The 6,968-nt window shown below is 65.6% G+C and carries 5 protein-coding genes; all 5 read left to right on the top strand.

Translation table 11 applies throughout. The features are described 5' to 3' along the window. The first annotated feature begins 447 nt into the window (after positions 1-447). The 5 genes from rimP (at position 448) to truB (ending at position 6,817) form a co-directional block, all read left to right on the top strand. Entirely contained in the window at positions 448-1,038 is a 591-nt protein-coding gene (rimP, locus tag RTO53_RS06965) for a ribosome maturation factor RimP (RefSeq protein WP_312237100.1), read from the top strand. Between the two features lie 4 nt (positions 1,039-1,042). Next, positions 1,043-2,554, top strand: coding sequence for a transcription termination factor NusA (gene nusA / locus RTO53_RS06960; protein WP_312237099.1), 1,512 nt, complete (start codon positions 1,043-1,045; stop codon positions 2,552-2,554). Positions 2,555-2,649: 95 nt separating this feature from the next. Then, a complete protein-coding gene (gene infB, locus RTO53_RS06955; protein WP_312237098.1) occupies positions 2,650-5,289 on the top strand; it encodes a translation initiation factor IF-2 in 2,640 nt (879 codons plus the stop codon). Between the two features lie 77 nt (positions 5,290-5,366). Beyond that, entirely contained in the window at positions 5,367-5,786 is a 420-nt protein-coding gene (gene rbfA, locus RTO53_RS06950) for a 30S ribosome-binding factor RbfA (protein ID WP_312237104.1), read from the top strand. 119 nt (positions 5,787-5,905) lie between these two features. Beyond that, entirely contained in the window at positions 5,906-6,817 is a 912-nt protein-coding gene (truB, locus tag RTO53_RS06945) for a tRNA pseudouridine(55) synthase TruB (RefSeq protein WP_312237097.1), read from the top strand. Positions 6,818-6,968 lie beyond the last annotated feature (151 nt).

Here is a 6,968-nt window from a genome sequence, read left to right as displayed (position 1 = left end):
CGCCGAGCTGCGAGGCCCGTATGCCGCGCCACGTCGCCGCAGACGCAAGCTGCCGCAGCCCTAACGCAGCCCCCGGCACCAGGCCCGCGTCCGCAAGCGCCCGCTGTTCAGCTTTTACAATAGGCAACCCGGAAACATCCCAAAGCATTGCACCAGCGCGGTGCAACGGCTATGATCAGTGGCTTAGCGGATTGACCACTCCCATCCCGTCAACGGATGAGAAGGGTCCCGCAACCGGCTTCCAGGAACGGCAACCTGTACCCAGGCCGCCGTGACCCCCCGGAACGCTGGGCTCGCAGGAACGCACACCGCGTGTGTTCCCGCTACCGGAATCCAGCATGACCGGAGTTGTACCGGACAAGGGGCCCAGCGGGCCCTTTGTTGTTTCCGGAAGGTGGTCCGTTCGCCGGACCAGGCCCGTATCTCTTTCAACGAACAAGGCAGACTGTGAGCGACAAGGCAACTGAAATCGCGAATCTGCTCGCCCCCACCGTTCAGTCGCTGGGTCTCGAGCTGCTGGGCGTGGAATATCTCACTGCCCCGGGTGGTGCGACGCTGCGCCTCTATATCGACGTGCCGCTGGCCGAACAGCCCGAGCGCATCGTCAACATCGACGACTGCGAACGCGTCAGCCGCGAAGTCTCCGCACAGCTGGACGTCGAAGACCCCATCACCGCCAATTACACCCTGGAAGTGTCCTCGCCCGGCGTCGACCGCCCGCTGTTCACCGGCGAGCAGTTCCAGCGTGCCATCGGCGAATCGGCCAAGGTTACCCTCAAGCTCCCGCAGGACGGCCGTCGCCGACTGCAGGGCGAAATCCTTGCTGTGGACATCGAACAGGGCACCGTCACCTTCAAGGTCGACAATTCCCCGTTCACCGCCGATGTCGAGAATATCGACAAGGCACGCATCATGCCGGACTGGGCCGCCCTCGGCCTCGCTCCGACCAAACCGACTGGCCCGGCACCCAAGCAGGGTGGCAAGGCGAACAAGAAACCATCCAACGAGCCGGCGGCCAAAAAGCCGCGCGCGGAGTGAGCCAATGAGCAAGGAACTTTTGCTGGTAGTGGATGCGGTCGCCAATGAAAAGGGCGTTCCGCGTGAAGTGATCTTCGATGCCATCGAGGCAGCATTGGCGTCGGCGGCGAAGAAGCGCTACCCCGATGAAGAAGTGCTGGCCCGTGTGTCGATCGACCACAAGGACGGCAACTACGAAACCTTCCGCCGCTGGGAAGTGGTGGCCGATGACGTGGTGATGGAATCGCCCGATCGCCAGATTCGTCTGATGGATGCCATCGACGAAGCCGAAGGCGTGGAAGTCGGCGATTACATCGAAGAACAGATCGAAAACCCGGACTTCGGCCGTATCGCCGCACAGGCCGCCAAGCAGGTGATCGTCCAGCGCGTGCGCGAAGCCGAGCGCCAGCAGGTGGTCGATGCGTGGAAGGATCGTGTCGGCGAACTGGTCACCGGTGTGGTCAAGCGCGCCGAGCGTGGCAACATCTACGTCGACCTCGGTGGCAATGCCGAAGCCTTCATCCCCAAGGACAAGGGCATTCCGCGCGACGTCCTGCGTGCCGGCGACCGCGTCCGCGGTTACCTGGCCGAAGTGCGTTCGGAGCCGCGTGGCCCGCAGCTGTTCATCAGCCGCGCCGCGCCGGAATTCATGATCGAACTGTTCAAGCTCGAAGTGCCGGAAGTCGGCCAGGGCCTGGTCGAGATCAAGGCCTGCGCACGCGATCCGGGCGACCGCGCCAAGATCGCCGTGCTCGCCCACGACGCCCGTACCGATCCGATCGGTGCCTGCATCGGCATGCGCGGTTCGCGCGTCCAGGCCGTGTCCAACGAGCTCAACGGTGAGCGCGTGGATATCGTGCTGTGGAACGAGAACCCGGCCAACTTCGTCATCAACGCGATGGCGCCGGCCGAAGTGCAGTCGATCATCGTCGACGAAGAAAAGCATTCGATGGACCTGGCGGTCGCTGAAGAGCGTCTGGCCCAGGCGATCGGCAAGGGCGGCCAGAATGTGCGCCTGGCCAGCCGCCTGACCGGTTGGCAGCTCAATGTGATGACCCAGGACCAGGTGACCGCCAAGTCCGAGGCAGAGCAGGGCGTTGCCCGTCAGCTGTTCATGGACAAGCTGGAAGTGGATGAAGAAATCGCCGCCATCCTGGTGACCGAAGGCTTCAACACCGTGGAAGAAATCGCCTACGTCCCGGTTGGCGAACTGCTGGCCGTGGAAGGCTTCGACGAAGACATCGTCGAAGAGCTGCGTGCCCGTGCCCGCGATGCGCTGCTCAACGAAGCGCTGGCGGTGGAAGAAGGTCTGGAGGACGGCTCGCCGTCGGAAGACCTGCTCGCCCTGGAAGGCATGGACGAGGCAACTGCCTACGCCCTGGCCGGCCATGGCGTGCGTACCAGTGAGGACCTGTCGGACCTGGCCGCCGACGAGATCCTCGAGTTCGGTATCGAGGACATGGACCAGGAGCGCGCCGCCGCCCTGATCCTTGCCGCCCGAGCCGAGGAGATCGCCCGCCTGGAGCGCGGCGAATGAGCCAGCGATGAACAGTGCCCTGACCCGATCAGGGCTTAGACTCCGCGCTGCCTTCGCACGTTTCGAGGGAGCGCCAACCAGATCATAGGATCCGAATGTCGCAGCAAACCACCATCCGCAAGCTTGCCGAACTGGTCAACACCCCGGTCGATAAACTGCTTGTACAGCTTGCCGAAGCCGGCATGAAGTTCAGCGGTCCCGACCAGGTCGTGACCAGCACCGAGAAGGTGAAGCTCCTGGGCTTCCTTCGTCGTTCGCACGGCAAGACCGAGCAGCCCGTCGAGAGCACTGACGAGGCCGCCAAGAAGATCACCCTCAACCGTCGCAAGTTGCAGGAAGTGACCGTCAGCGCCGGCCGCAGCAAGACCACCGTCAACGTCGAAGTGCGCCAGAAGCGCACCTACATGAAGGACGCCAGCGGCAAGCCGATGACCGCGGATGAGGAGCGCGCCGACATCCTGCGCAAGCTGGAGGAATCCCGCCAGCGCAATCTGGACGAGCAGCGCGCACTGGCCGAGAAGGACCGTGCGCGCGACGAAGAAATCGCCCGCAAGCGTCAGGAAGAAATCGACGCCAAGGAGCGTGCCGAAGCCGAGCGCAAGGCGGCCGAAGCCGCTGCCGAAGCGGCCAGGAACGCACCGCCGGCCCCGGCCCCGGTTGCGGCCAAGCCCGCCGCTGCCGATGCCCCGGCACGCAATCCGCGTCCGTCGGCACCGTCGGCTGCACGTCCGGCGCCGCGCGCGGACGACCGCAATTCGAACAACAACAACCGCCCGGGCGCCAAGCGCGACGACGATGGTGGCAACCGCTTCGCCGGTCAGCTGCATCTGTCGGCCGCCGATCGCGCCCGTCGTGGCAACAACAGCAACTCGCGCGGTCGTCCGACCGGGCGCGTGCAGCACGGCGGTCGCCGTGACAGCAACCAGTCGCGCAGCGGCGGTGGTGCCCATGGTTTCGAGCGTCCGGTCGCCCCGATCGTGCGTGATGTGACCATCGGCGATACCGTCACCGTGGCCGATCTGGCCCAGAAGCTGGCCCTGAAGGGCGGCGATGTGGTCAAGGCGCTGTTCAAGATGGGCGTCATGGCGACCATCACCCAGACCATCGACCACGACACCGCCGCGCTGGTGACCGAAGAACTCGGCCACAACGTGATCCGTGCCAACACCAACGATGCCGAAGACGCGCTGCTGGCGCAGTCCGCGGGCAACCATGGCGAGCCGGTCGCACGTCCGCCGGTGGTCACGATCATGGGCCACGTCGACCACGGCAAGACCTCGCTGCTGGATTACATCCGCCGCACCAAGGTCGCCACGGGCGAAGCCGGTGGCATCACCCAGCACATCGGTGCGTACCACGTTGAAACGCCCAAGGGCGTCATCAGCTTCCTGGATACTCCGGGCCACGCGGCGTTTACGTCCATGCGTGCCCGCGGTGCCAAGCTGACCGACATCGTGGTGCTGGTGGTGGCGGCCGACGACGGCGTCATGCCGCAGACCAAGGAAGCCATCCAGCACGCCCGTTCGGCGGGTGTGCCGCTGATCGTGGCGATCAACAAGATCGACAAGGCCGGCGCCGACCCGATGCGGGTCAAGAACGAACTGCTCACCGAGCAGGTCGTGTCCGAAGACTTCGGTGGCGACACCCAGATGGTCGAGATCTCGGCCAAGGCTGGCCTGGGTATCGACGACCTGCTCGAGGCGATCTCGGTCCAGGCCGAACTGCTGGAACTGAAGGCCGTGGCCGACGGCCGCGCCAGCGGCGTGGTCATCGAGTCCTCGCTGGACAAGGGCCGTGGCCCGATCGCCACCGTGCTGGTGCAGCAGGGTTCGCTGAAGAAGGGCGATTACCTGGTCTGCGGTATCCAGTACGGCCGCGTGCGCGCCCTGTTCGACGAAACCGGCGCACAGCCCGACCAGGCCGGTCCGTCGATTCCGGTGCAGGTGCTGGGTCTGTCCGGCGTGCCGGATGCCGGCGATGACTTCGTGGTCGTCGAAGACGAGCGTCTGGCCAAGGACGTGGCGCAGCAGCGCGAAATCAAGCGCCGTGAATCGCGCCTGGTGCAGTCTGCCGGCAGCCGCATGGAAGACATCATGGCGACCCTGGGCAAGGGCGATGGCCAGCAGGTGCTGAACCTGGTGATCAAGGCCGACGTGCAGGGTTCGGTGCAGGCACTGAGCCAGGCACTGGTCGCGCTGTCCAACGACGACATCCGCATCAACGTGATCCACTCCGGCGTGGGCGGCATCACCGAGTCGGACGCCAACTCCGCGGTTGCCTCCAAGGCCACCGTCATCGGCTTCAACGTGCGTGCCGACGCTTCCGCGCGTCGCATCATTGAATCCAATGGCGTGGACCTGCGTTACTTCTCGATCATCTATGACGTGATCGATCAGGTGAAGCAGGTGGCGTCCGGTCTGCTCGGCGTGGAAATCCGCGAAGAGATCATCGGTATCGCCCAGGTCCGCGACGTGTTCCGCAGCTCGAAGTTCGGTGCGGTCGCAGGCTGCATGATCATCGAAGGCACCGTGAAGCGCAGCAAGCCGATCCGCGTCCTGCGCGACAGCGTCGTGGTCTTCGAAGGCGAGCTGGAATCGCTGCGTCGCTTCAAGGAGAACGTCGAGGAAGTCCGCAACGGTACCGAATGCGGTATCGGCGTGAAGGCTTACAACGACGTCAAGCCGGGCGACCAGATCGAGTGCTTCGAGCGTATCGAAGTGCCGCGCACGCTGTAATGTTCCAGGCCGGACCGCCACGCGCGGTCCGGCTCTTTCCGCTTTTCCGCATCACTTTCAAGACGAGCCTGCCTACCGTGCCAAAGACCTTCCATCGAACCGACCGTGTTTCCGCCCAGATCCGCCGTGAACTGGGAACGCTCGTGCACAACGCGGTGCGTGAACACGGCTTGCCTTCGGTGAGCGTCTCCGACGTGGAAATCACCCGTGACATGGCGCATGCCAAGATCTTCGTCACCGCGTTGATGCCCGAACGTTCGGAAGAGGCCATGAAGGGCCTGAAGGAACTGGCCTGGGGCCTGCGCATGGAACTGGCGCGGGCGATGAAGCTGCGTCACGTGCCGGAGCTGCACTTCCACTACGACGATTCGGTCGACCGTGGCGAGCGCATCGACAACATCCTGCGCGACCTGCCCGATACGCTGGCGGCTGAAAAGAGCCGCACCTCCGTGGACGGCGACGACGACGCGGACGAAAGCGAAAAGAAACCCGAGTGATGGACCTACAGCCCGCAAGGGCTGTTGTCTTATGGGGCGGTGCCCGGGTCGGCAAGCGACCGTACCGCCAAACGCCGGCATCGCCGGCTGCGCCGCATGGCGCCGATCGAAACCACCGCATGGCACCTCGAATCCTCTTCCGTCGCCTGGACGGCATCCTGCTGCTCGACAAGCCCACCGGCATGAGCTCCAACGCCGCGCTGCAGGTGGCGCGCCGCCTGTACCGTGCCGAGAAGGGCGGCCACACCGGCAGCCTGGACCCGCTGGCGACCGGGCTGTTGCCGCTGTGCTTCGGCGAAGCGACCAAGATCGCCGGCCTGTTGCTGGGCTCGGCCAAGGCCTACGACGCCGACATCGTGCTGGGCCAGACCACCGACACCGACGATGCCGATGGTGCGGTGCTGCGCGAACGGCCGGTGTCGGCGATCAGCGCCGAGACCCTGGCTGCCGCATTGGCGCCGCTGCAGGGGCGCATCCTGCAGCGTGCCCCGATCTATTCGGCGCTCAAGCAGGGCGGGGAGCCCTTGTACCTGAAGGCGCGCCGGGGCGAGGCCATCGAGGCGCCCGAGCGCGAGGTCGAGGTGCACGCCATCGAGGTGCTGGCGCAGCAGCCGACCCGGCTGTCGCTGCGCGTGACCTGCGGTTCAGGCACCTACATCCGCAGCCTGGCCCGCGACCTCGGCGAGACGCTGGGCTGTGGGGCGCATATCGCCGGCCTGCGCCGGCTGTGGGTGGACCCGTTCCGCGACGCGCCGATGGTGACGCTGGAAACCCTGGCCGCGTTGGCCGAGCAGGGCGGGGAGGCCGCCATGGAAGCGCTGCTGCTGCCGCTGTCCGCCGGTTTGGCGCAGTATCCCCGGGTGACCCTGGATGCTGAACAGACGCCCCGTTTCTGCGTGGGCCAGCGCCTGCGCAATCCTGACTGGGCCCCGGGGCTGGTGGCTGTTTATGGCCCGGACGCGCAGATCCAGGGCCTGGGCCAGGTCGATGAGACCGGGCTGCTGGCCCCGCAACGGCGCTTCAACCTCTGACCGGCCGGGCAGCCGGTCCTTGTCCCGGACGGCTGCGCCCGTTACAATTTCGCGGCCTTTTCAGGCTTCCCGCGTTCTGCGGGGTCATCCTTTCGTTCACGGCGAGTCACGCGGTACGTCAATGGGACGTTTCTGCGGGCCACGCATCCAA

The sequence above is a fragment of the Stenotrophomonas sp. genome, assembly GCF_031995405.1.
Taxonomy (GTDB): Bacteria; Pseudomonadota; Gammaproteobacteria; order Xanthomonadales; family Xanthomonadaceae; genus Stenotrophomonas.
The sequence above is the reverse complement of the archived record's forward strand: the minus strand, read 5'-3'. Positions and strand labels throughout refer to the sequence as shown.